General features: G+C 53.8%; 20 protein-coding genes, 1 tRNA gene and 1 pseudogene. 5 read left to right on the forward strand and 17 right to left on the reverse strand.

Annotated features, from left to right (window positions below):
• Positions 1-89: 89 nt before the first annotated feature.
• Together H7849_RS23365 and H7849_RS23370 are read left to right on the forward strand one after the other, a co-directional pair.
• Positions 90-869 carry a class I SAM-dependent methyltransferase gene (locus tag H7849_RS23365; RefSeq protein ID WP_186742886.1) on the forward strand — a complete coding sequence of 260 codons (780 nt, stop codon included), beginning with the start codon at positions 90-92 and terminating at the stop codon, positions 867-869.
• 44 nt (positions 870-913) lie between these two features.
• Positions 914-1,669 carry a bestrophin-like domain gene (locus tag H7849_RS23370; RefSeq protein WP_186742887.1) on the forward strand — a complete coding sequence of 252 codons (756 nt, stop codon included), beginning with the start codon at positions 914-916 and terminating at the stop codon, positions 1,667-1,669.
• Positions 1,670-2,531: 862 nt separating this feature from the next.
• Here H7849_RS23370 and H7849_RS23375 read toward each other — a convergent pair.
• The 10 genes from H7849_RS23375 to H7849_RS23420 form a co-directional block, all read right to left on the reverse strand.
• On the reverse strand, positions 2,532-3,023 hold the full coding sequence (locus tag H7849_RS23375; RefSeq protein WP_222439728.1) for a Rossmann-fold NAD(P)-binding domain-containing protein: 492 nt from the start codon (positions 3,021-3,023) through the stop codon (positions 2,532-2,534).
• 13 nt (positions 3,024-3,036) lie between these two features.
• A complete protein-coding gene (locus tag H7849_RS23380) occupies positions 3,037-3,549 on the reverse strand; it encodes a DUF1569 domain-containing protein (RefSeq protein ID WP_186742888.1) in 513 nt (170 codons plus the stop codon).
• Positions 3,550-3,651: 102 nt separating this feature from the next.
• Complete coding sequence (locus H7849_RS23385) at positions 3,652-5,052, reverse strand: aldehyde dehydrogenase family protein (RefSeq protein WP_186742889.1); 1,401 nt, start codon at positions 5,050-5,052, stop codon at positions 3,652-3,654.
• A gap of 46 nt (positions 5,053-5,098) precedes the next feature.
• Complete coding sequence (locus H7849_RS23390; protein WP_186742890.1) at positions 5,099-6,139, reverse strand: alcohol dehydrogenase; 1,041 nt, start codon at positions 6,137-6,139, stop codon at positions 5,099-5,101.
• 18 nt (positions 6,140-6,157) lie between these two features.
• Positions 6,158-6,448, reverse strand: a complete 291-nt coding sequence (locus H7849_RS23395) for an STAS domain-containing protein (protein WP_186742891.1) — start codon at positions 6,446-6,448, stop codon at positions 6,158-6,160.
• 167 nt (positions 6,449-6,615) lie between these two features.
• Positions 6,616-8,592, reverse strand: coding sequence for a sigma-54-dependent Fis family transcriptional regulator (locus tag H7849_RS23400; protein ID WP_251106436.1), 1,977 nt, complete (start codon positions 8,590-8,592; stop codon positions 6,616-6,618).
• 313 nt (positions 8,593-8,905) lie between these two features.
• Positions 8,906-8,982: transfer RNA gene (locus H7849_RS23405), tRNA-Ile, on the reverse strand.
• Positions 8,983-9,530: 548 nt separating this feature from the next.
• Positions 9,531-10,409 (reverse strand): acyl-CoA desaturase, encoded by an 879-nt coding sequence (locus H7849_RS23410; protein WP_186742892.1) that lies wholly within the window; start codon positions 10,407-10,409, stop codon positions 9,531-9,533.
• A gap of 331 nt (positions 10,410-10,740) precedes the next feature.
• Positions 10,741-11,298 (reverse strand): class I SAM-dependent methyltransferase, encoded by a 558-nt coding sequence (locus H7849_RS23415; protein ID WP_186742893.1) that lies wholly within the window; start codon positions 11,296-11,298, stop codon positions 10,741-10,743.
• An 821-nt stretch (positions 11,299-12,119) separates the two neighbouring features.
• Positions 12,120-13,634 carry an alkaline phosphatase family protein gene (locus H7849_RS23420; protein ID WP_251106437.1) on the reverse strand — a complete coding sequence of 505 codons (1,515 nt, stop codon included), beginning with the start codon at positions 13,632-13,634 and terminating at the stop codon, positions 12,120-12,122.
• A gap of 436 nt (positions 13,635-14,070) precedes the next feature.
• On the opposite strand from H7849_RS23420, the gene H7849_RS27655 reads away from it, so the two are divergent.
• Complete coding sequence (locus H7849_RS27655; protein ID WP_186742895.1) at positions 14,071-14,388, forward strand: AI-2E family transporter; 318 nt, start codon at positions 14,071-14,073, stop codon at positions 14,386-14,388.
• A gap of 20 nt (positions 14,389-14,408) precedes the next feature.
• Positions 14,409-16,394, forward strand: coding sequence for an AI-2E family transporter (locus H7849_RS23430; RefSeq protein ID WP_432756556.1), 1,986 nt, complete (start codon positions 14,409-14,411; stop codon positions 16,392-16,394).
• Positions 16,395-16,418: 24 nt separating this feature from the next.
• Here the strand turns inward: H7849_RS23430 and H7849_RS23435 are convergent, their stop codons facing one another.
• From H7849_RS23435 to H7849_RS23445, 3 genes are read right to left on the reverse strand one after another with little or no spacing between them, the layout of a single operon-like run.
• Positions 16,419-17,495 (reverse strand): DNA topoisomerase IB, encoded by a 1,077-nt coding sequence (locus H7849_RS23435; protein ID WP_186742897.1) that lies wholly within the window; start codon positions 17,493-17,495, stop codon positions 16,419-16,421.
• 52 nt (positions 17,496-17,547) lie between these two features.
• The gene (locus H7849_RS23440; protein ID WP_251106439.1) at positions 17,548-18,012 is read right to left on the reverse strand and encodes a ferritin-like domain-containing protein; all 465 of its coding nucleotides are present in this window, start codon (positions 18,010-18,012) and stop codon (positions 17,548-17,550) included.
• Positions 18,013-18,030: 18 nt separating this feature from the next.
• Positions 18,031-18,270 (reverse strand): hypothetical protein, encoded by a 240-nt coding sequence (locus H7849_RS23445; protein ID WP_186742898.1) that lies wholly within the window; start codon positions 18,268-18,270, stop codon positions 18,031-18,033.
• 568 nt (positions 18,271-18,838) lie between these two features.
• On the opposite strand from H7849_RS23445, the gene H7849_RS23450 reads away from it, so the two are divergent.
• The gene (locus H7849_RS23450) at positions 18,839-19,372 is read left to right on the forward strand and encodes an inorganic diphosphatase (RefSeq protein WP_186742899.1); all 534 of its coding nucleotides are present in this window, start codon (positions 18,839-18,841) and stop codon (positions 19,370-19,372) included.
• Positions 19,373-19,661: 289 nt separating this feature from the next.
• Here H7849_RS23450 and H7849_RS23455 read toward each other — a convergent pair whose 3' ends face one another.
• From H7849_RS23455 to H7849_RS23470, 4 genes and pseudogenes are all read right to left on the reverse strand, one after another.
• Positions 19,662-20,207: a low affinity iron permease family protein gene (locus tag H7849_RS23455; protein WP_349627478.1), complete on the reverse strand. Its 546-nt coding sequence runs from the start codon at positions 20,205-20,207 to the stop codon at positions 19,662-19,664.
• Positions 20,146-20,793 (reverse strand): annotated as a pseudogene (locus H7849_RS26975) (glycoside hydrolase family 15 protein); the annotation flags it as partial. The gene H7849_RS23455 and the pseudogene H7849_RS26975, both read right to left, overlap by 62 nt.
• A gap of 61 nt (positions 20,794-20,854) precedes the next feature.
• A complete protein-coding gene (locus H7849_RS23465) occupies positions 20,855-21,409 on the reverse strand; it encodes a vitamin K epoxide reductase family protein (RefSeq protein WP_186742900.1) in 555 nt (184 codons plus the stop codon).
• The gene (locus H7849_RS23470; RefSeq protein WP_186742901.1) at positions 21,406-22,416 is read right to left on the reverse strand and encodes an SDR family oxidoreductase; all 1,011 of its coding nucleotides are present in this window, start codon (positions 22,414-22,416) and stop codon (positions 21,406-21,408) included. The genes H7849_RS23465 and H7849_RS23470 overlap by 4 nt, the downstream gene beginning before the upstream one ends.
• Between the last annotated feature and the right edge of the window lie 20 nt (positions 22,417-22,436).

The raw sequence follows: 22,436 nt of genomic DNA on the forward strand, positions 1-22,436 counted from the left end.
AGGGGCTGGTCGATGTGAGAGCAAGGACGATATGCTCCCGTGTATCGTTATCACCAACCGCGCGTCACAGCTTCGCTGGAGATCAAGCAATGACCGAATGGAATGCAGCCGGGTACGCCCGAATCTCCATGTTGCAGGCCACAATGGCTGAAGAAGTCCTCGCGCTGCTCAATCTCAGAGGTGACGAGCACATCCTCGACGTCGGTTGCGGCAACGGCAAGACCACCACCGAAATCGCCGTGCGCGTTCCTCAAGGCAAAGTCGTCGGCGTCGACGCCTCCGCTGCTATGGTCGCCTTCGCAACTTCAAACAACCAGCATGCGAATCTCGAATTCACCGTAGCCGACGCGCGTCACCTGCCCTTCACGCAGGAATTCGATCTCGTCGTCTCCTTTAACGCGCTGCACTGGATCCCGGAGCAGGCCCTCGCGCTCCAATCCATCCACTCCTCCCTCAAACCCGGCGGTCGCGCCCAACTCCGCCTCGTCCCAAAAGGCGAACGCAAAAGTCTCGAAAACGTGATCGAAGAAACGCGCCTTTCGCCCCAATGGAGCGACTACTTCAACTCTTTCCATGATCCGTACCTCCATCTCACGCCTGAAGAGTACGCAGGGCTCGCTGAACAACAGGGCTTCCGCGTTCTCAGCAAGCACACCGCAGCCAAGGCCTGGGATTTCCAATCCCGCGCCGCCTTCGAAGCCTTCGGCTCAGTCACCTTTATCGAGTGGACGCAGCACTTGCCCGAGCCACAGCGTCCCAACTTTGTAAAAGACGTGCTCGACCGCTACCGGCCCGTCGCTTGCGACTCTGCCGGCGAGGAATATTTCTTCCGCTTCTACCAGATGGACATTATGCTCTCAGCTAAGTAACAGGCTCCGCTGCATCGCGCGATCTGGAGGCAAAATTGGACAGTATGTTCCACTTTCCGTTTGAAGTCTTCTTCGTTTCTCTCATCGTCCTGTGGCTTTCAGTACAGCTGGGCTCTTTTTTCGGCAAGCTGCGCCCCATAAAAGAGGAGGACGATAGAAGCGACCTCGACCTCGTAATTAGCGCCAGCCTGACCATGCTCGCTCTCATCATCGGCTTCACCTTCTCCATGGCTGTCAGCCGCTACGACCAGCGCAAAAACTACGAGGAGGAAGAAGCCAACGCTATCGGAACAGAATACGTCCGCGCCGATCTGTTGCCTGCCGCCGACGGCGCGAAAGTTCGTCAGCTTTTGACGCAATATCTCGATCAGCGTCTGCTCTTCTATACCACCCGTGATCAAGAGCAGCTCCAGACCATCGACAACCAGACAGCAAAGCTGCAGAACGAGATGTGGTCGGCCGTCCAGACCGCCGCTACAACACAACCAAACCCAGTCACGGCTCTCGCCGTCGCAGGCATGAACGATGTCCTTAACCGCCAGGGATACACGCAAGCCGCCTGGTGGAACCGCATCCCCGTCGGTGCCTGGAGCCTTATGACGGCGCTGGCGATCTGCTGCAGCATTCTGATCGGCTATGGTGCGCATCGCAGGAAAGCCACGCTGTTTGGGGTCCTGCCATTTCTCGTAGCAATCGCATTCTTTCTCATCTCCGACATCGACAGCCCGGGCCGGGGAATCATCCAGGTAGCCCCGCAAAACCTGATCAGCCTTTCGCAATCGCTCCACAGTACCCAATGAGATAGCAGGCTTTTTACTGCCCTGAGCCTGTCAAGCAGCCCCTTAAGCCAAAGAAATCTTCCGACCCGCACATTCCAAAGCCAAAAGACCCCCTGCGATTTGGCGTACTATTTCGCCCAAACTGCTAAATTAGGGACTCAGGCATTCGCCGAAACCCGAACATGGAATGCTGCTTGCTGTGCTTCATCGAGCTTAGGAGGCGCGGTAGTATGCGTGGCCACCGGAACTTCAACTTCTTGGGAGAATTCCTCCTGTTCTGCTGGCGAGCCGTCCGTCCGTTCTCCAGCCGCGTGCGCACCGTAAACTGCGTCCGGTGGAGATCCACTCCCCGGTATCGCTTCATCTCGCCTCCTCGCGCTGTGGAGTAGACGCGCTCTGCGGCGATCACACTCTCCCATCCAAGGTCCTTGCGGCCTTATGCAATGCATCGGAAATCTGCCGAAAGCCGTTCTGGTACGCCGTTCCATGTGCGGGCTGAACCGCCCCAATAATGCAAGAACAGCAGTGGTGGCTCTCCACTGCCAGAATCCAACACATTGAATGTCAACTTTCCTGCGTGCAGTTTCACTCGCTTTGGAGCCTCTAGGTTGTTCATGTGATTTTCCGCTGGGGTTCGGCGCTTAATCAATCGCAAGCTGGGCACCCGCATCTCCTCACAATCTGACCCATCTTTGTTCTCCTTGCGCCTGTGTGAGATTTCTTTCCTTGAATGGAGTCATCAGTCAGACGAGGCTATCTGAGTATCTGAAGTGGAAGCCCGGTTCCGCATTCACGACTGCATCGACGAGCACTTGAGCAATTTTTGGAGCGGGATTGACACGGAGTCGTTTGGGAAGGACGGGCACAAGGAAATGTGAAAGTTTCAGCACGAGGCTTTCGGCAAAACGAACCTCATCGCGTTCTCCTCCGATGATGCTGGGCCGCACGATGGTGAGCGACCTGAAGCGATCTCGCGAATATCTCGTTCGAGTTCACCTTTTACCCTTGCGTAAAAGAAGGACGAATCGACCGATGCTCCTATGGCCGAGACAAGTGCGAAGTTCTCTGTGCCTGCTTGGTGAGCGAATCGCGCGAACGATAAAGGCAGATCGTGATCGACCGAACGGAAGGCTTCTTTCGATCCTGCCTTCTTGATCGTTGTGCCGGTGGCGCAGATTATAGCGTCGGGTCCCCACCCTGCCGCTTCCGGTAGCAGCAGCTCCAACTTTGGGGCCACCGGGTTCATCAGCTTGTCCTGCTTTGTCAGTGGTCTCCGGGTTGGCGCTATGACCTGTGTGATTGCCGGCTGTGCAAGAGCCTGTGCCAATGCATTCCGACCCACCAACCCCGTTGCTCCGAGAATCAGGACCTTCATAGCGAACACCCTGTTAGAGTGCAAACTGTCTCAGGTGATAATCCACATGAATCTGCAAGAGCTTGCCCCATTCCTTTGCCGTCATTTTGCCGAACATAGGGTGTGGCTTCCAGGCATCGGCAGTTCTTGCGTTCCAGTTAGCCTCTAAGATTTTTAGCAGCTGTGCCTTTTCGTACGCGAACTCAAATCGCTGCGAATGCGGGATTTTGAAGCCTGCTGGAAGCCGTAGTCCGACTGGCTGCTCCGGAAACCAATCGACGAGAATCCACTTGAAGAACGTCCGCGAAGTCAGGTAACTCTCGTCGGGGAGATTGTAGAAACCCAGTGAGCCTCCGCACGCCAGGTTGAGGTGGTGAAGCATCTGGTCAACCTCCATGGTCCCCCACTGACGCGGCGATTGAGACGTCACACTCTCTACACGACGGCGATATTCATGCCGCTTCTCCTCCGTGAAAAAGAGATTCCCATCCACTTGCTTCACCCGGAAGGCCCGAGGAATATAGCGGACAATTGCTACTCCTGACATCAAGAGATTCCGGGTAAAGAGGGCGCACAACAAGTTCATGGACTGTTCCCTATCGAGCTTCCTAGATCGCGGCGCTTAGTGTTTGCTGCACAACATTGGCTTCTAGTACTCGAACCATTGATCGAGTTCCTGTACCTTTTCGGGCGTGTAGGGCGGGAAAAGGTGCTCAATGGCTATGTCCGGCGGAGATATCAGGACTGACTTGGCGTGCGTAAGGGAATCGTAACCGTACTTCCCGTAGTAATTCCCGATGCCCGACGTTCCCACTCCTCCGTACGGCATGGACTCAATGAACAAGGAAACATTGGTCTGATTTACCGCGCCTCCCCCGAATGAAAGGGATTGCAACACGCGATCGATCGCCTGCTGATTTCGGCTGAACACGTAGCCGGCGAGTGGCTTTGGCAACGACTTGATCTTAGCGAGTAACGACCCTAGGTTGGAATAAGTGAGGATTGGCAAAATCGGCCCAAAAATTTCGCCTTCCATGATTTTGTCAGACCAGGAAATCGGGTAGAGGATGGTCGGGTCGAGATAACGGGCTGCAGCGTCCGATTTCCCGCCGTAAACGACCTTCTTAGGATCGATCAGGGACGCGAGCCTTTCGACAGCGGCGGAGCTTATGACACGCGAGTAATCGGAAGTGCTCTTGGGATCTGTCCCGTAGAGTTCGACGACAGCTTTTTTGCATTCCGCCACGAACTCTTCTGCCATGGACTCATGAACGACTGCATAGCCGGGCGATGTGCACCACTGTCCTCCCCATGCCGTTGCGCCCCAGACAATTTTCTTGGCTGCATCTGGAATGTTCGCTGTCTCATCAACAATAGCCGGGTTCTGTCCGCCCAGTTCGAGCAATACTGGAGTGAGGTTCTCAGCAGCCGCTCGCATCACTACCTTGCCCACACCCACGCTTCCTGTGAGAAACATGAAATCAAATGGAAGCTTCAAGAGATTCGTCACTACTTCTCGGCCACCGACCACGGCGCTCAGAGCTTCCGGCTCGAAATACTTGGGTATCAACTCCAGTAGCAACTCGTCCGTTGCCAGCAGCGCTTCAGAGAGCTTCAAGATGCAGGGGTTGCCGGCCGACAGGGCGCCAACCGCGGGACGCAACGACAACAAAAGGGGTCCATTGAATGGACAGATGATCAGCGTAACCCCGTAAGGCTCGCGGTACACCATTCCCTTATGTCCGGATGCAGCGAGGAATTTCGGAAGGGGAGCCTCGACAGGCTTCATCCATTCTTTAAGCTGGGACTTTGCGAATTCGCTGGTTGCGATCGAAGCTGAAACCTCGAAGGCGTTCTCTTGGGACGCCGTCTTGAAGTCCCTGCGCGAGGCGTCAGCGAAACGCTCATAGTTGTCCTTGAGCATGTGAATTAACCGGTTCAGCTGGTCGACTCTCCACTCATAAGTCTTGGTTGCATCTGTGGCAAAATGTTCCTTCTGTTTGTCGAACAAATCCTGAACGGAAACCGTTTCGATTACTAAATCGCCCATCGCATTTTCCTTTCCTCTTCGCCGTCGTGGAATGTTATGACTGACTTCACACTGCGCTCACCTCTGCGCCGTTTTTCATGACCAACACCATCCGAAAACGCGCCTTTCCATCCATCATGCGAGCGAAAGCCTCGGGCGCCTTGTCAAGCGGAAGCGTCTCGATCATGGGCCGCACCTCCTGCAGGACGCTGAACGCCAGCGTGTCCTGAGTGTCGATGGCGCTGCCCGTCAAGCTGCCATAAATTGAACGCTGTCCGAACACCAGGGATGGGGAGGAGACCTCGATAGCGTCGGGCGCGACTCCAACCACGATCAACTTGCCGCAAACTGCGAGGGCCGGGACCAGTGCGGCGATCGCCTTACCGCTTGGAGCGGTCGCCAGGATCGCTTTGGCGCCGCCCATCCGTTGTAGCGCAGCAGCAACATCTTCTGCCGCAGCATCCACATAGAAGTGCGCGCCCAACTTCTTGGCCAGGTCCGACTTTTCCGGTCCGTTATTGATGGCGACGATGCGGAATCCCATGCGCCTGGCAAACTGAACTCCCAAGTGTCCAAGCCCGCCGATTCCCTGAATGCCAACCAGATCGCCCGCGCGCAAGCCCGCGTTACGCAATGCATTGAAGGTCGTTATGCCAGCACAGAGAAGAGGGGCGGCATCTGCGGAAGTGAGCTCATCAGGAATTGAAGCGAGAGCTCGTGCTTCGGCAATCATCACCTCGGCATAACCACCGTCGGTTGTGATTCCTGATATGACGGGATTGAGGCAGTTCGCAAAATCTCCGCGTAGGCACGGCTCACATTCGCCGTCTTGGCCGCCCAAAAAACCGACACCTACGCGTTGCCCGATCTTCCATTTAGAGACATTCGGGCCAATCTCCTCGATTCGGCCTACGACCTCATGCCCGGGCACTCGCGGCAATTTCAGGCCCGGATAATCGCCCTGTACCGTCGCTAAATCGGAATGACAAACGCCACATGCTTCGACGCGTAGGCGAACTTGACCAGCCGCCGGCTTCGAAATCGGCCGTTCGACAACACGGAGTACGCCAGGTGTTGATACTTCGACCGCCCTATATGTGCTTCCCATTTCATTCTCCTAAGGAGCCTATCCCTTCTTACGCTTCTTAGTGGATACTTTGGACCGGCCTTGTTCCCGGAGCATCCACTCCTGGATATAAGGCGAACAATGCAGCAGCGGTATGCCCTCCGCCTTACACGTATTAAGAAAGCGAATGCCTTCGACACCCACGAGATCCACTTCTTCCAAATCCAAACCCGATGGCCCGCTTCGCTCAATCTCGGCTCTCACCTGATCAATGTTCTCCGATCGAAGCTCTCCACTCAGCCGAATTTGCGTTCCATGCTCACCGGAAAGCTGTTCGATCTTGAGCGTCATGGAATTCTCTGGTTTCGAAATGTGGCTATCTAAAATGCAGGAACAGGGCCAATCTCAACTCATTGAGGAGGTGCGGCTTAGCATTGCCGGTTAGTCCTGAATTTTGAGGAATTCCTGTATGGAGAGGAAATTTTAGGTAAGTTGTCCGAGTCGGATCAGGCAGATCACTATGGCTTGAACCGAAATTTATTGATCCCCAAGCGCTTGATTTTTGAGTCGAGAGTGCGCGTTGGAAGTCCTAGCCTTATTGCGGCGCCCGATGGCCCTGCGATTTGGCCGTGGCTGGCCGCTAACGCGGCTTCAATCATTTCCTTTTCTTGCTTATGCAGCGCGCCATTAAGAGCGATGGTTGGACGAACGATTTGGGGCGGCTCCCGCTTAAGCCATGTCTCATCGACAGAGAACGTATCACCGTCGCTCAGGATCACAGACCGCTCAATGACATTTTGGAGCTCACGAACGTTGCCCGGCCAGCTGTACGCTTGGAGCAGCTTGAGAGTTCTCTTATCGATTGTTCTGTACTTCTTTCCAGCCTTCTTCCCAAAGCGGTCAATGAAGTACTTGACGAGCAAGGGAATGTCAGCCGTGCGCTCGCGCAACGAGGGCATCTCAATGGGCACGATATTCAGTCTGTACAGGAGATCTTGGCGAAACTTGCCTTCGGCCACTATCGCGTTCAAATCACGATGAGTTGCGGCCAGCACTCTTACGTCGATGGAAATTGATTTGCTACTGCCGACACGCTCGATTTCACGCTCTTGCAGCACTCGTAGCAGTGCGATTTGGGCCTCTGAGGGCAAATCGCCTACTTCGTCCAGGAAAATCGTCCCGCCATTGGCCGACTCAAAACGCCCAAGTCGCCGTTTTGTCGCACCTGTGAATGCTCCCTTCTCATGTCCGAAGAGCTCGGAAGAAATTAGCGACGGTGGAATTGCGGCACAATTGACCCCGATAAATGCCTGTTCCGCGCGGCTTGATCGCTTGTGGATAGCGCGCGCAATCAACTCCTTCCCCGTGCCGGTTTCTCCCAGAATCAGAACTGTGGAATCTGAAAGGGCCACCCTGCGGACCTGGCGAAGTACTTTACTCAGCGCTTCCGAAGTTCCGATTATGTCCTCAAACATCGAGTCACGATCGATTTGCTCCCGCAACACCAGGTTTTCGTTGCGTGTCCTTTCTTCAGCTTGGACGCGGTCATCAATGTCAGTTCCCGTTGCATACCAGCGAATCACCCGTCCCTGGTCGTCAAGCAATGGGTTGTAATGGATGAGAAACCACCGGTAGTGCCCATCTTTGCGCAAGACTCGTTTTTCGTTTTGAAATGGCACACCCCGCGAGAGCGCTTCCAGACGTTCGCCTCGGAATCGCGCTACATCCTCCGGATTAAAGGCTCGATCGCGAACATCCTTCGCCATGACCTCTTCGACCGTAAGGCCCGTGTAATCGAGCATGGTCTGATTCATATAAAGAACAGCGCCATCCGGATTCAGGACCGCGATCATCTGGGGTATGGCATCAACAATGTGTCGAAGTTGAGCTTCTGATTTCTCTATCTGTTTGACTGCCCTTGTCAGCGCCGTCTGCGATCGATCGCGCTCAATGGCGATTCCGGCAATGCGGCTGGCGTAATCGATCAACTGAATTTCGGCCGGCCCCGGATGCCGAACTTCGCGGTAGTACATGCCGAATGTCCCCAGCACTTTGCCGTCGCGCGACATGATGGGTGTTGACCAAGCGGCGCGTAGTCCACTCTGTAGAGCAAAATCTCTAAACTTCACCCATCTCGGGTCGGAAGCGATGTCAGAGACGAAGACAGGCTGACGAAGGTAGGCGGCTGTGCCACATGATCCGGCATTAGGGCCAACGCACAATCCATCGGTCGCTGCCCGGTACGCTTCTGGCAGACTTGCGGCGACGCCATACCGCAGGTGCAACCCGTCTTCGTCTAGCAGGAAAATCGAGCACAGCATTCCCGCGCTGTGAGCTTCGATCAGGCAGGTGATAGTCGTCAGAACTTCGTTCAGGGGTGCGCCGAGAAGGATCATCCTCAACGCATCGAGCACCGCATCGCTGGGCAGCGTTTGTGCGAGGGGTGGCGATGTTGAAGCTGCCCTAACGTTCGCCGATGTCGCTGGGCCTGCCATCAGTAAACAGCCTATAGCAGACGCTATAGGTATAGCACTAGCAGACCAACAGTCGGTCTAAACAGCTCGAATATCAACTGTTGACTTAAGCCAAAAGCTCATGCGGTTCAAGGGCCTGGAGAAAGCTGTAGTTTCGTCTTGAACATTTTTGTTTCCAGACTTGCTGGCCGATCGAAAGCTCTCGTTCGCCTGACGAAAACTAGCTGAGAAGTAGGTGCAGGTGCTTATCGCTCTTGAATGATTTGGCGATGTACTGCCCGCCTACCTTTATATAGGGGTGAACCTGATTTTATATAGGGGTGAACCTGATTTCTGGTGGGCCCACTAGGACTCGAAACTGGAACCAAAGCATTATGAGTGCTCTGCTCTAACCCATTGAGCAATGGGCCCTTATTTCACTCCGGCGCCGCGTTGCCGAAGTCTAGTGTAATGGACCGTAGTCAACCGTAATTGAGCGTAATCTAGAGAGTATGAGTTTCCGGTCATCTCTGTAAGACTATGATAATAAAGGAAATGTGGGCGTAATTAAGCGTAACCCTACGTAGTTGAGCGACCGTAATTTAGAGCAACTTTCTGAAGTCTGTCTAAGCTGAAGGGTGTACCATCACTGTACCTTCATACACCTTTCTCCGCCCTTCCTCGATAGCAGGACCTCTAGCTTCACTGTCGGGTTGGTAAAGTAATCGATGAACGAGTCGACCCATGCGCGGTTGCACCTTCGAGTCAAGATGCATTTTCCGAATCGGAGGCGAAGCAGTTCAGGAATTTGACTTATGAAACGATCGCTTGATGAGGTCGCGGTAGGATATTCAATTGCCTGATGCCCGGCACAGATCCGCACGAGCGCTTCGGGATCAATTGCAACATCTGGGAGAGCTTGCATCAGTCGGGAATTCTCTGTCAATCGATTGAGGCCGCCTTTTCGAGCCATTCGTGAATTAGGCAGCAATGCCTCCCAATACTGCTCCTTCCTTTTCCTTATCAACTTCGAGGTTCCGTGCCTTCACGTCCCACGCAAGACTTAACATCCTTAGGGCATTAATCGTGTACCAATTAAAATCGAATTCGTACCAGGCCAAGCCATGACGGGATGATTGTGGATGCGCGTGATGGTTATTGTGCCAGCCCTCGCCGAACGTTAATAGAGCGACCCAGAAGCTGTTTCTGGAGGTGTCGCCGGTGGGAAATCGCCGCGATCCCCACATATGGGTGGCCGAGTTCACTAGCCATGTGGAGTGAAGACCGAGGACCGTACGAAAGAAGATGCCCCACAATAAGAACTTCCATCCCCCGACAACTGGAAGAAGTATGCCCAATATGGTGATCGGTACCCAATGCCAGCGGCTGATCCAAACATGGAATCGGTCCTTGCGAAGATCAGGAACATAGGGCAGCAGAGTTGCCGAATCGTCGTGCATGGTTTGGCCGGTCAAGAGCCAACCGACGTGGGACCAGAAGCCGCCCTCGCGCGGGGAATGCGGGTCCCCTTCCTTATCGGTGTTCTGGTGATGTTGACGATGTGTCGCAACCCAGAAAATCGGCCCGCCTTCCAGAGCCAGCGTGCCGCATACGGTCAAAAAATATTCCATCCATTTGGGGGTTTTGTAACCTCGATGTGTAAGAAGCCGATGATATCCGACTCCTATGCCAAAACCTCCGGCGACCCACCATAACACCATCGCACACAAGAATGCCTGCCAGCTGAAAAAGAACAGGGCAGCAACCGCACCAATGTGGAACGCAATCATGATGAGCGTTGTACCCCAAACAACTGGCTGCGTAAATGTTCTGTCGCGCTTGAAAAGTCTCTGCACCATCACCTCTACATAATTTGATGGGATGGTTAGCGCGTGAGGCTCTGGGGTGGGGTAATAGTTGTGTAAGATCACTTCGCGACATTCGACCCGGAGTTGCACCTAGGTGGGTAGGAGGTTCATGGCCTCAGGGCAAATGTCTCGTCACGACGGGCTATACTCTGCCAGGCAGTTGCGTAGGAAGAAAAAATCGAAAAGCAAGTTCCACTCTTGGCAGTGCGCACGCTGCTGCGCACACGAATTGAGCCAGCCAGCCGACTGATGATCCCGGTCGCCACCCATAGACCGAGCCCTGTACCCTGACGCTCGGAACGCGGTAGGCAGCGCAGTGTACTTAAAGAGCGTAGCTGGCCCGTGTGAACTTCCATACGACAGCAGGCGGAATGTTCATCCAGACGCGACCAACACGTTCGGCGTGCAATCCGAGCCGTTTCGCTGGAAAAGGGCAATTTGCTGTGTAAGTAAACTGGATCAGCTGACCATCTACAGCCAGCGCATTCATCATTCCCTCCAGAATCGCAATCCGGTTGTCGCCGTTCAAATTGCTAATGGGCAGACTCGAAATGAGAGTCTGTACCTCTGATATCCCCTCCTCACAAAGGATGGCTGCGGCGTGCTCTGCATCGCCGCAGCGGACTTGGATATTCGGAAACCGTTTATACAGGTGGGCGACAAGCGACGGATCACGCTCTATCACGAATAAGCGGTTGGCTGGGAGGCCGAGGTTGAGCAGGGCTTCCGTAATTGATCCCGTCCCCGCTCCTACTTCGAGAACATGAGAGTTTCCGCAACACACCTGCGAGGCGATCAGTCTCGAAAGTTGGGGAGAACTAGGAACAAGAGCTCCCACCGCCAATGGACTCTTGAGAAGAGACCGGATGAATAGGAACATGCCCCGAGCGCCCGTTGTGAATCTCACGAGATGGAGCAACAGCCAATTGACTGCAGCCTCATGGTGAATGAGAGCATCACCGAATCCGTCCTGGGTTTTGGGGCTTGATCGCATGGTGAGGAACTTACAAATGACGCCTTTCCCGAGCAGCGCAACTATACTGTTCTTTCTGTTGAGAGGCGCGGTTGAGCGCCTTGGTTGCAGCCCAATCAATTCCGTACGTGTCACTGTCTGGGCGAAGCACAGTGTCGCTTTTCAGGCGTTGAGAGTGGCTGGTACCTCGAAGTGTCCTTAGGAGGAATCGATTGCGCCCTCGCGTTGCCACCGCTGCGACCACTTGGTGTATTCGAGTTGCTGGTCACGATTCTCCCAACCTGATCTGCGGTGGGTGAGTCGGCAACTCAAACTGTAGGTAGCGCGATCTCGATCCTCAGATCGAATGGTGGTCGTTGATCAGCTTCCCGCACCAACTGGTGAAGATGTGCAGCTCGTTCTCTTGAACTGAGCATTCAGATGAGAACCGGCCGGATGCCAGGTTTTTGCATAATCGTGACTAGGGCCTGTTAACACTAATAGGACGACAGCGAGAGGAGCGGATTTTTCTGAGTGCGAGAAGCGAGGAGTGACAAATACCCGGGGTATTTTAGCGACGAGGGACGAAGCAATCGGGAAAATCCACCCTCTCCCTTCGGGTTGCGGCAAAAATCAGGCCATACTTCGTTGTCGTCCTCGACGGTGGTCCCGCCACAGCCTTCGGACTCCGCCTCGTCTGGACTGATTTTTGCTCGCAACGCTGCTCGCCCTAATAGTGTTAACAGGCCCTAGCACACTCCGCTGGGATGAGTCGCGGTTCCGGATTCCTGAGTCGGAAAGGTCTGCGTGCTTGGTACTGTGTAGGGTGTCGTTCCAGCCAGGGTCGCTGCACATTGCTGGATCGCCTGCGCAGCGCCAGGAAGTGTGGACGGTAGATTCGGAATCGACTGGTCAGTTTTTTTGAAATTTAGCGCGCTGGTTAGGTCTCCGACCGTTGCGCGGCGCCATGCGCTCAAGTTGGGCACCTCAACACCGAACAGAGTCTCGAGGAATCGCAACACAGAAGTGTGATCGAATAGGTCCGATGACACGAGCCCGCCTCGACTGAACGGCGAGATGATCAGCATCGGGACGCGAAAACCCAATCCAATCGGTCCGGCAATCATTGGACTGCCGATTACGGTCGGGTCTGGTATCGCGGGCGCGGTTACATATTCGCCTGCGGTGCCGAGAGGCGCCGTCACCGGCGCGACGTGATCAAAAAATCCGCCGTTCTCATCGTAGGTGACAAGCAAAACGGTCTTTGCCCACAGTGTTGGGTTCGCTGTTAGAGCACTGACGATGAGGGAAAGAAGATTCTCGCCAAATATCGAAGGCGAAGGCGGGTGATCCGAAGTTAGAACCGACCCGACCAGCCAGGAGACCTGAGGCAAATTCCCACTTGCTACATCGGCCAGGAAGTCAACCGGAAACTGTGGTCCGAATGCATTCTGATGAAGTACCGACGCAGGATCCTGAAAATTCTTGAAGTAGGAGAGAACATTGTCCGAGAGAATTCCGCCAAGAACATTCTCATCAGGCGATGAGTAAACCTTCCAGGAAATTCCCCGGGCCTGGAGCTGCTCGGGCATTGTCGTGTATGTCAGACGACCATAAATGCCTGCTCGATTTGTGACGATGGTCTGCAAAATCGGTCCGCCGTTTTTTCCATCTGGGTCGAGGGAGGCCGCCATCGTGTAGAGTCGATTCGGGTCGGTCGGGCCCATCACCGAGCAAAAATAGTTGTCGCAAATCGTGAAGGCATCGGCTAGAGCGTAGTAGTAGGGAAGGTCTGCGCGATTGTAGTAACCCATACTTAATACGGCATCGTTGGAATCGATCGGAAGACGTGAGCTGACAAAACCGTCCATTGCACCGTTGTTCCAACTCTGATGCTGTGGCACCCAGTCGTGGGTGATGTCGTGCGTGCAGGCTGCATTCGTTTTGGAGGTGTCCAAGTGGAATGGCAAAAGTACCCCGACGGACGAGCCGCTGGTGTTCGCTGGATCAGGTTGCTGGAATGCCATACTTTTATCCGAAAATCCACGAACTCCCCGATAGCTTCCAAAGTAGTGATCGAATGACCGGTTTTCCTGAATCAGGATCACCACATGTTCGATGTCAGTTAACTTGGAACAAGCGGGCGAAGGGGAAGGAGAGGTGATAGAACCGCCACCGCAACCATCCAAACCCAGAGATGCCAACTCGGCAACAACAGTGGCAGCTCCAAGTCTAAGTAGTTCTCGGCGAGTAAAATTATGCATAGGGCCCTAAATTTCAGATGCTCTCTCCAGAGCAAAAGGTAGGATCGGTTAGCAAACCCTGATTGGCACCCGCGCAAACAGGGCTACCGGACGCGGCGGGAGGCGCTGAGAATGCCGCCAAGATGCTTACAAGGACGCCCTGGATAAAGAACTACGACTCCTTCCCGATTGATCAGCCTTCGTCAAGAAAGTAGGCGATGATTGTGGGGTTATGGGTTGTTTGTCAGCCCGAACAACGATACCTTCAATGCGCGTACGTTCTCTTCGAATCAAATTATTTCTGTGATTCCACTTGTGATCCCATGTATGTTTTGGCATCGAAATGAAATGTATTCTCTGCCTCCTCGCTAGTTCGTTCGTGCGATAAGGAAGTGAAGGGTGGCCTTTCGTGCTGAGTGAAGCCCGCGAGCGGCTAAGGGGAACAGACAGTGCCCTGATGACGGCCATTCTTGTCGCTGGGGTGTTGTATTTTGCTCGGGATATCTTCATTCCTCTCGCATTGGCTGGCCTTCTCTCGTTCCTGCTAGCACCCGCGGCAAATTGGCTGGAGCGATGGAAAGTGAAGAGGCTTCCGGCTGCATTGATGGTGATTCTGCTTTGCGTCGGCGCGTTGGGAGCCTCGGTTGGGCGTTGCTGGGGCAGGTCTACAATCTGGCGGTCGAGCATCCACAGTATCAGCAGAATGTCACCGAAAAAATCAACTCTCTTCATCTGCACTCGAACGGTCGTCTCAGCGAGACGCTGGCAATGCTAGCCAATGATCGCAAGCAACTTATGAATGGGGATGGGGTCCGCACACCGGTTTCAGACCCGTTACAGCGAAATAGGGTTAGGACGACTCCCGGGCAAGCATTACCGTCCAGCAAATCGACCCAGCCTATTTCGGTGAAAATCGACCAACCGGATGAGTCGATTGCAACGATGGCTGGCCACACCCTTACGCCTCTCCTACATCCGCTCACAACAATATTCGTCGTTCTGATCTTTCTTGTCTTCATGCTGTTGGCGAGGGACGATCTTCGCGATCGAGGGCTTCGCATTGCGGGGAAAGGCCGGATGCATGTAACGACTAAAGCTATCGAAGATGCCAGCCGGCGCGTTAGTCGATATCTCCGGATGCAACTGATCGTCAATCTCTGCTATGGTGCAGTCGTCGGTCTCTTGCTTTGGGCTATCGGAGTTCCGAATCCGCTGTTGTGGGCCGTACTCACTTGTCTGCTGCGCTTCGTTCCATACATCGGAATTCTATTGGCAGCGGCAGGGCCGTTGTTGCTCTCTATCGCTGTTTCGCCGCACTGGAGCCTCCTGATCTGGACTGCGTTCATGTATATAGTTCTCGAATTAGTAGCAGCGAATTTTGTCGAGCCAATGTTATACGGTGCATCAACCGGGATTTCTCCGATCGGTGTCCTGATTGCGGCAATATTCTGGACGCTTCTGTGGGGATTGCCAGGACTATTATTGTCAACTCCGCTCACCGTGTGCCTCGTCGTAATCGGACGTCAAGTTTCGCACCTGCAGTACCTTGACCTGCTCTTTGGGGATAACGAAGCACTGGCGCCTCCTGATCGGTTTTATCAACGCATGCTAGCCTCGAATGCACGAGACGCGACGACGCTCCTTGAAGAGACATTAAAGACCAAATCAGTCGAACAGGCCTATGACGGCATAGTGGTTCCCGCGATAACGTTGATTGAAGAAGCGCGGCATTCCGAGGAAATGACAGGCGCTCATGCCGAAGAGCTGTTGCAAAATGTTGAAGAAATCACGGAGGACGTCTTTGGCAAATGCAACGAGACTGCTGCCGTCCAGCTTGAATCAAAGTTGCCGCGCCAGGTAGTGTGCGTGCCAGCGCGAGATTTCGCCGATGAAGTCGCCTGCCAGTTGGCGGCACAGGTGCTCAGCCAGGTTTCCTTCGCAACTGCGTTGTCGGCGGATACGTCTACGGCGGAGGTGCTCCAATCCCTGGAGAGTTCCCGACCGGATGCGATTTGTGTGGTGGGGATTCCGCCTCATGCAATTCGACATCTGAGAATGCGATGTCACCAGATTCGCGCAAAATTTCCTACCATCCCCCTGGTTGCTTGTATTCTCAGCGAGCAATGTGATCTGTCGAAGCTGAAGGTTCGCATACCGTCAGAAGACGCGCAGCATGTGGTTTGTTCTCTCCAACTGATGAAGGACTATCTATTGCCACTCCTGGGGCCTGTGTCGATAGATGCTCCGGCAGACTCGGCTGTGTCTCAAGAGGAATCTGCAAAAGAATTAGCTGATTCGTTGCAACATATGCAGCTTCCAGATGTATTCGATGAACCGAAAGAGACGGTGTTTAATCACTTGACGATGACACTGGCGCGCGCCTTCGATGCTCCGATAGCGCTGATCACTGTGACGAATGGTCAAAGGCGTTTCTGGGAGTCGCGATGCGGCCTGCCTGATGATTTGCAATCAACAGACGAAAATGAGTGCGATCGGTCGATTTGCAGCAGGATTGTTCTGCCTGACTCCGGACTGGTGATCGGAGATATAGCAACAGACAAGCGCTTTGAAAGAGACCGATTCTTAAAGGAAAGTGGAATACGATTTTATGCAGGCGCTCCACTGAAGTCCCCCGAAGGCAAGACCATGGGATCAATCTGCGTGTTGGACACGAGACCCCGGGAGTTAGGTGAGGAGCGAAAGGACTTGTTAGTGTCTGTTGCGAATGCCGTGGTGCAGGCCATCGAATTACACAGCGGAGAAACGTCGGAGGTCTCTTAGGCTTGGTTTCCCCTTGCGGTGGTACTATTTCGCGGACGCGCCATTCCGTAGCAAACGCATCAGGGCTCTCTCGTCCCGCTGGGCCCGCTGTAAAACGGCGGCTGCGCCTGAGCCTTTGCCGTGATTACTCATCTTGAACAACCGAATCATTTCACCATTTAGATAGCATTCGATCACCGCGGGATGGACATAACACTTACGACAGACCGACGGCGTATTACCGAGCCGCACGGCGACCTGTTTGATCATTTCCACTATGTTCTTCTTAGCCTGCGTTTCCGATTCGAACGCTCCGAATTCTCTCAGCAGCGTACACGCGATTAATGTTCCCGCCCAGGTGCGGAAGTCCTTCGCCGTGAAATCCTGACGGCTCACTTCCCGCAAATAGTCGTTCACATCCGCTGAATCAATTGTGTGGTGTTCGCCCTCGCTGTCGATATATTGAAAAAGCTCGTAGCCCGGTATGTCTTGGCAACGCTGGACAATCCTCGCCAGCCGGCGATTGGTGGTGTCGACTGCGTGACGAATACCGCTTTTGCCCTGAAACTTGAATGTGATCTTTGAGCCATCGACTGCCACGTGGCGGTTTCGCATAGTTGTCAAACCGTAAGAATTGTTCTCCCTAGCATATTCTTCGTTACCTACGCGAATGAACGTTGTCTCCATTAAGCGAACAACTGTGGCAAGTACCTTCTGGCGTGGCATGCCGGGAGCAGATAAATCATGATCAACCTGCTCGCGGATGACGGGGAGAGCCACTCCGAATATGAGCATGCGTTCATATTTCGTCTCGTCACGCACCTCGCGCCAGCGAGGATGGTACTTGCTCTGTTTCCTGCCCTTCGCATCGCGTCCTGTGACCTGCAAATGGCCTTTCGGATTGATGCAAATCCACACGTTCGACCATGCAGGTGGAATGACGAGCGACTTAATTCGAGCTAAAGTCTCTGCGTCCCTTAACGGCGAACCGTCGGGCCCAATGTAGGTGAAGCCTCTGCCTTTGCGGTTTCGAGAGATGCCTGGCTGCGTGTCGGAAACATACCGAAGACCGGCCTCTTTTGCTGACTGGCTGGGATCTGGAGTACTCGTTGGATTAGGCATGTCTCTGGCGGGAACGGTTCCTTCCGAGATAAATTGTCGCTGAATACATTCCTTAGTCAGCGATTCCAGGATTAGGTGGATCGATTCCGAGCGCGGTCGCCAGCGCGATCAGATGATCCTGTTCCTGAACCAGGATATTGCGAAGGCTCTCAGTGATGGCAAACTCATTGAGCTCGTCCGACTGTTTTATACGGCGACGGTATTGACGGATTGTTTCTTTCTCGTTCTCCAGATCAAATCGAAGCATTTCATCAGCCTTCTCCGAGGTCTTGACGGACTTGGGAGTGACACTAGGCATGCCACCCAGATAGTCGATGTGATTGGCCACTTGTAACGCATGAGAAAGCTCTTCGGTGGCATGAACTGCCAGCTCATCGGCAATATTCATGTACGCAGCCCCTTTGAGCACTTGCGAATAGTTCACGTACGAGATGATTGCCTGGTATTCCCGGGAAAGATCTTCATTGAGTGCGTCGATTAGCTTCTCACGGTTCATCTTGCCATTCTTAGTCGTCACTTTTTTGGTTCCTTTCAGTTAGTCGAGGTCTTCATCTCGCACCGTGGCAGTAGAAACGGAGGCTTTTCTATTTCGACCTGATGTACGGGGCGCTCTCCGCTTTACGGGCTGCTGTTTTGCGACTGCTCTTTCCATCGCATCATTGACAGTCTGCTCAAGCTCGTCTTGGGGAACGCCCTTCTTCACGGCCTTTTTGACAGCCTTGTCGAGCTTTTGCACTGCTTTTTTTCGCGCTTTGACTGAGCTCTTTTTTGCCATATCGGGAACATCCTCGGTCTGTATGATGCCCACGTTTGACGTTTCGCGGGCGATTTATCTACTGAGATGTCCTAAATCAACCGGTATGAACCGTTTCCGCACCTGACGCTTCAGGGCTGCGATGATCACTCCTGTCGTTCATGAAGCCGAATGGATGTCACTTTTGTCGGATTTGCCACGCTGGCAACCACCCGACAAACTGACGGTCGTTATCTCCTCTCATCCTGACGATGAGACGTTAGGTACACGCGAACGTGTGGGCCACAGAAACGTATCTCGCCGCCGCAGGACGAGAAATTGATGAATCATACTCGGACTGTAACGCCGCATTGTTTTGCCAGAGCTTATGGTCTCCATCCACTGACAATGGTCGGCGAGACATCCTGTCGCTATCACGAGCTGGACCTGTATTTACGTCAATCCCATGCAGAGCGAGATCTGGAATCTCTCGGCCGCAATTTACTCACAGGAGGGCCATTGGGGTTGAATAAGCATTTCTATCCAAGCGTATTTCGCCATCACATGTAACAGTAAGCAGGTATGTGAAGGCGCCAGAGAGGTGTGACAAATGAAGTCTTTGACGGATCCAACAAAGTTGAAACCGATTAATAAGAAGGATGACCTTCTTCAGGTCATTATTGAAACTCCAGCTGGCAGCCGAAACAAATTCGCATACGATCCGGACCAGGGCATTTTCGCGCTCAAGAAAGTTCTGCCGGCAGGCATGGTGTTCCCCTACGACTTCGGCTTTCTACCTCAAACCATCGCTCCAGACGGTGATCCGCTGGATGTGCTTCTGCTGATGGACGAGCCCGCATTCCCAGGTTGCGCCGTTCACGCTCGACTCATCGGAGTTATCGAGGGCGAACAGCTCGACGGCAAAAAGAAAATTCGGAATGATCGTCTTGTCGCTGTTGCCGAAGCCAATCACATGTACGCTAACGTGCGAAAGTTGAAGGACCTTCCTGCCAAATGGATAAAGGAACTCCAGGATTTCTTCGTGAACTATCACAACCTCGAAGGCAAGAAATATCGATTGCTTGGATGCAAAGGCGAAGACACGGCATTTCGCTTGATCAAGGAAGCAAAAAGGGCGGCCTAATTAGCACTTTCCCGGATAGAGCCCGATGGATCGAATCTCAGATCTCACTCTCACGTTCTCACGAGGTTCGGCATCCTATTTGTTCGGCATCCTATTTAAGGAGACTTTGTCGTGATGAACAGAATGCAAATCGAAGCGAGCGTCTCAAGGGAAACGGAAGCCATCCTGGCCTTACAGGTACATCTGAAATCCAGTAGGTTGTCGAAACTGCGGAGAGGTCAACTCGAGGTCGATCTCTACAATCGAATACACAAGCGATACATTGCGGTCCAGGCTCTAAAGCAATTCCTCAGTCGTTAACATCTGCCATCTTGCCGGAACGAGCTTGACTTTCTCGCTGATTGCATTCTCCCTTGATCTTTTCGTACTTCGCGTGAAGTTCATCGAGTTCCAGATCGCTCAGGTTTTCGATATCGATCATCTGGTCACGTGCTTTATCAATAGAGCGTATCAACTCGTTGAGTTTGAGATTGATTGCCCGGGCATCTCGATTCTGGGTGTTTTGAATGAGAAAGACCATCAAAAAGGTTACGATCGTTGTTCCTGTGTTGATTACGAGCTGCCAGGTATCGGAGAAATGAAAGATCGGACCGAGTACAGCCCAGATCACGATCACCAGTCCTGCTCCGGCGAATGCCCACTTGGATCCCAACCATCCGGATGCCGAGGCTGCAAACTGCCCAAACCAATCGTTTGTAGTCCGTGTCTGTACTTCCAAGGCTGATTTGTTCATTTCCAATCTCCACATTCTGAAAACCCGGCGCAACATTGCCATTACTGGCGCGATCGAACTCCCAGTCCATTTTGAAGTCTTCATGGAGATCCGTCCATCCATCGCTGGCGCCTACAAAACCGCAGGAAACATGGGAAAACGGGACGGTCGCAGCCACGGCCATCCATCTGCTGCCCTTCGTCGCCATAAGGATGCGTTGACCGTTCGCCACCACAACGTAGCCATGATTGCCTGCGCCTCCGATTTCGAGGTGCGGTGCGCAAAGCGCAAAGAGCTTCAGTTCCGGGAGGAACTTTTTGTTCTTTCCCTTAAGAGTTGTCCTCTGCAGGAGACACGGGAGGTGCGGATCGCCGATGATTTCTTTGGTCAATGTGTAGCGGCCTTCGGGGTCGGTGTTGACGACGCGATAGCCCAGGGCGTGATCGGAAATGCGCTCCGTGACAACGGTCAGGTCGCGCTTTTCTTCATGAAGGAATGTTTTGCCGTCTGTCACCAGATGCTGGAGGTCGCGAAGCTGCGGACGATCGACGGTAGGGTAGTAAACCTCGGTAATGATGCCATTCCAGATGGTGAACCAGAGATGGCTCGAAGCAGAGTAGGCCGTCCCTATGCCGGTTTTATTGCTGTGAGTCCATCGGGGTTCAATTCCTGGTTTCCCGAAAGCCTCCTTGCCGATAGCCTGCTGCATACTCCATCCTCACTTCGATTCCAAGCGTATGGTGTGTGTCGACACTACGGAAGCGAAGAAATCACTTCCAATGAATTGTTGCGGAATCGACGCGCGTCTGAATTGGCGGAACCTCGACGATCTGGTAGGTACCGGAAGCAGTCTTTCTGCCAATCGCAACAGATTCAGAGAAAGTGTCGTGAATGGTCGTGCGTCCGGCGTACGCCATCACTCCCACAGAAATCGCAGTGCCTGTACACCAGGAACAAAGCTTTCCGAAGCTGAACACCTGCCGCCCTGCATTGAAAGCCGCTGCGGACGCATCGAGGACAATCTTCGCGGCGAGCAGGGGCCTGGCTGTTCTATGACGCCGGGCAAGAATCGCCAGCGTGAGGGTGGCACCAAAGCTTGCCAGCCCCAGCAGTGCGTCTGGTATTCCTAAAGGGTGGGCGGCCTTGGACATCGTGATGCGCTCGGAATCGAACACGCTCATTGGAGGATCAGGAAGCCGGGATAGAACGCCTGTTTGATACAGCGCTACCGGAACGAGCGTAGCCAAAGCAGAACAGCAGGCCCCCAATAACAACGCATGCTGATGAGCGTTAGCCTTTGTTTCGACATCCGAGGCTGTCCTCACGACATTCTCCGCCGGGCTAGAAGGACTCCGCCAATCGCCGCGACGAGCGCTGTCGCCCCTAGGGCGACGATACCCCTGTTGAGGGACAGAAAAATTTCGGCACTTGTTTCCGAGGACCGGTCGGCAAACTTTCCGCGTGCGCTATGTTTGCCAGGTACATAGTCGTAGAGATTATTCGGCGCATTGGGATCTTTCGGTTCGTTGGGAATCTGCTGCGACTTGTATCCGGTCCTGCCTAGATAGATGTCGAGCAATCCGGGGAAAAACTTCTGACCCACAATAGCCATCACGGTGGGCGTACCCACCCAATATTCTCTGCGCGGGTTCTTCGCCAGCCCTGCGGCGATAACTACCTCGGCAGCAAGTTCCGGCTCGAAGATGGGCGGTACCGGCTGGGGGTCATTCGGCATGCGATTCTTTACCCAGTCGAACTGAGTCGTGTTCATTGCGGGCATGTGCACGGCGGTAAGTTTTACATTGCTCTTATCGTGGTGAAGTTCGCACCGAAGCGAATCTGTGAATCCATTGATCGCGTGTTTGCACGCGCAATAAGCCGACTGTAGGGGAATCGAACGATAGGAAAGCGCAGAACCAATCTGGATGATAGTGCCGTGATCCCTGGGAAGCATCCGCTTCAACGCGGCTAGCGTGCCGTGCACGAATCCTAGGTAGAGGACGTCGGACACCCGCTTATAGTCGGAAGGCTCCATTTCCTTTACAGGCGAGAAAACGCTCACCATCGCGTCATTCACCCAAACATCAATGGGTCCGAACTCCTCTTCTACGCGGCTCGCAGCAGCGTCGACTGCGGCAGCGTCTACCACGTCCACGGGTAAGACCAAAGCCCGGCCGCCGAGTGCTTCACACTCTTCCTTTGCAGCGTTGAGCGCTTCGGGATTTCTGGCCAACAATCCAATGCTCGCTCCGCGCTTTGCGAAGCCGTGAGCGATCGCCCGCCCCAGACCCGCTGAGGAGCCCGTGATTACAACCACCAGTTCGTTTGCCATTGATTTACCCGACGCCCAAG

Source organism: Alloacidobacterium dinghuense (genome assembly GCF_014274465.1).
GTDB classification, from domain to species: Bacteria; Acidobacteriota; Terriglobia; order Terriglobales; family Acidobacteriaceae; genus Alloacidobacterium; species Alloacidobacterium dinghuense.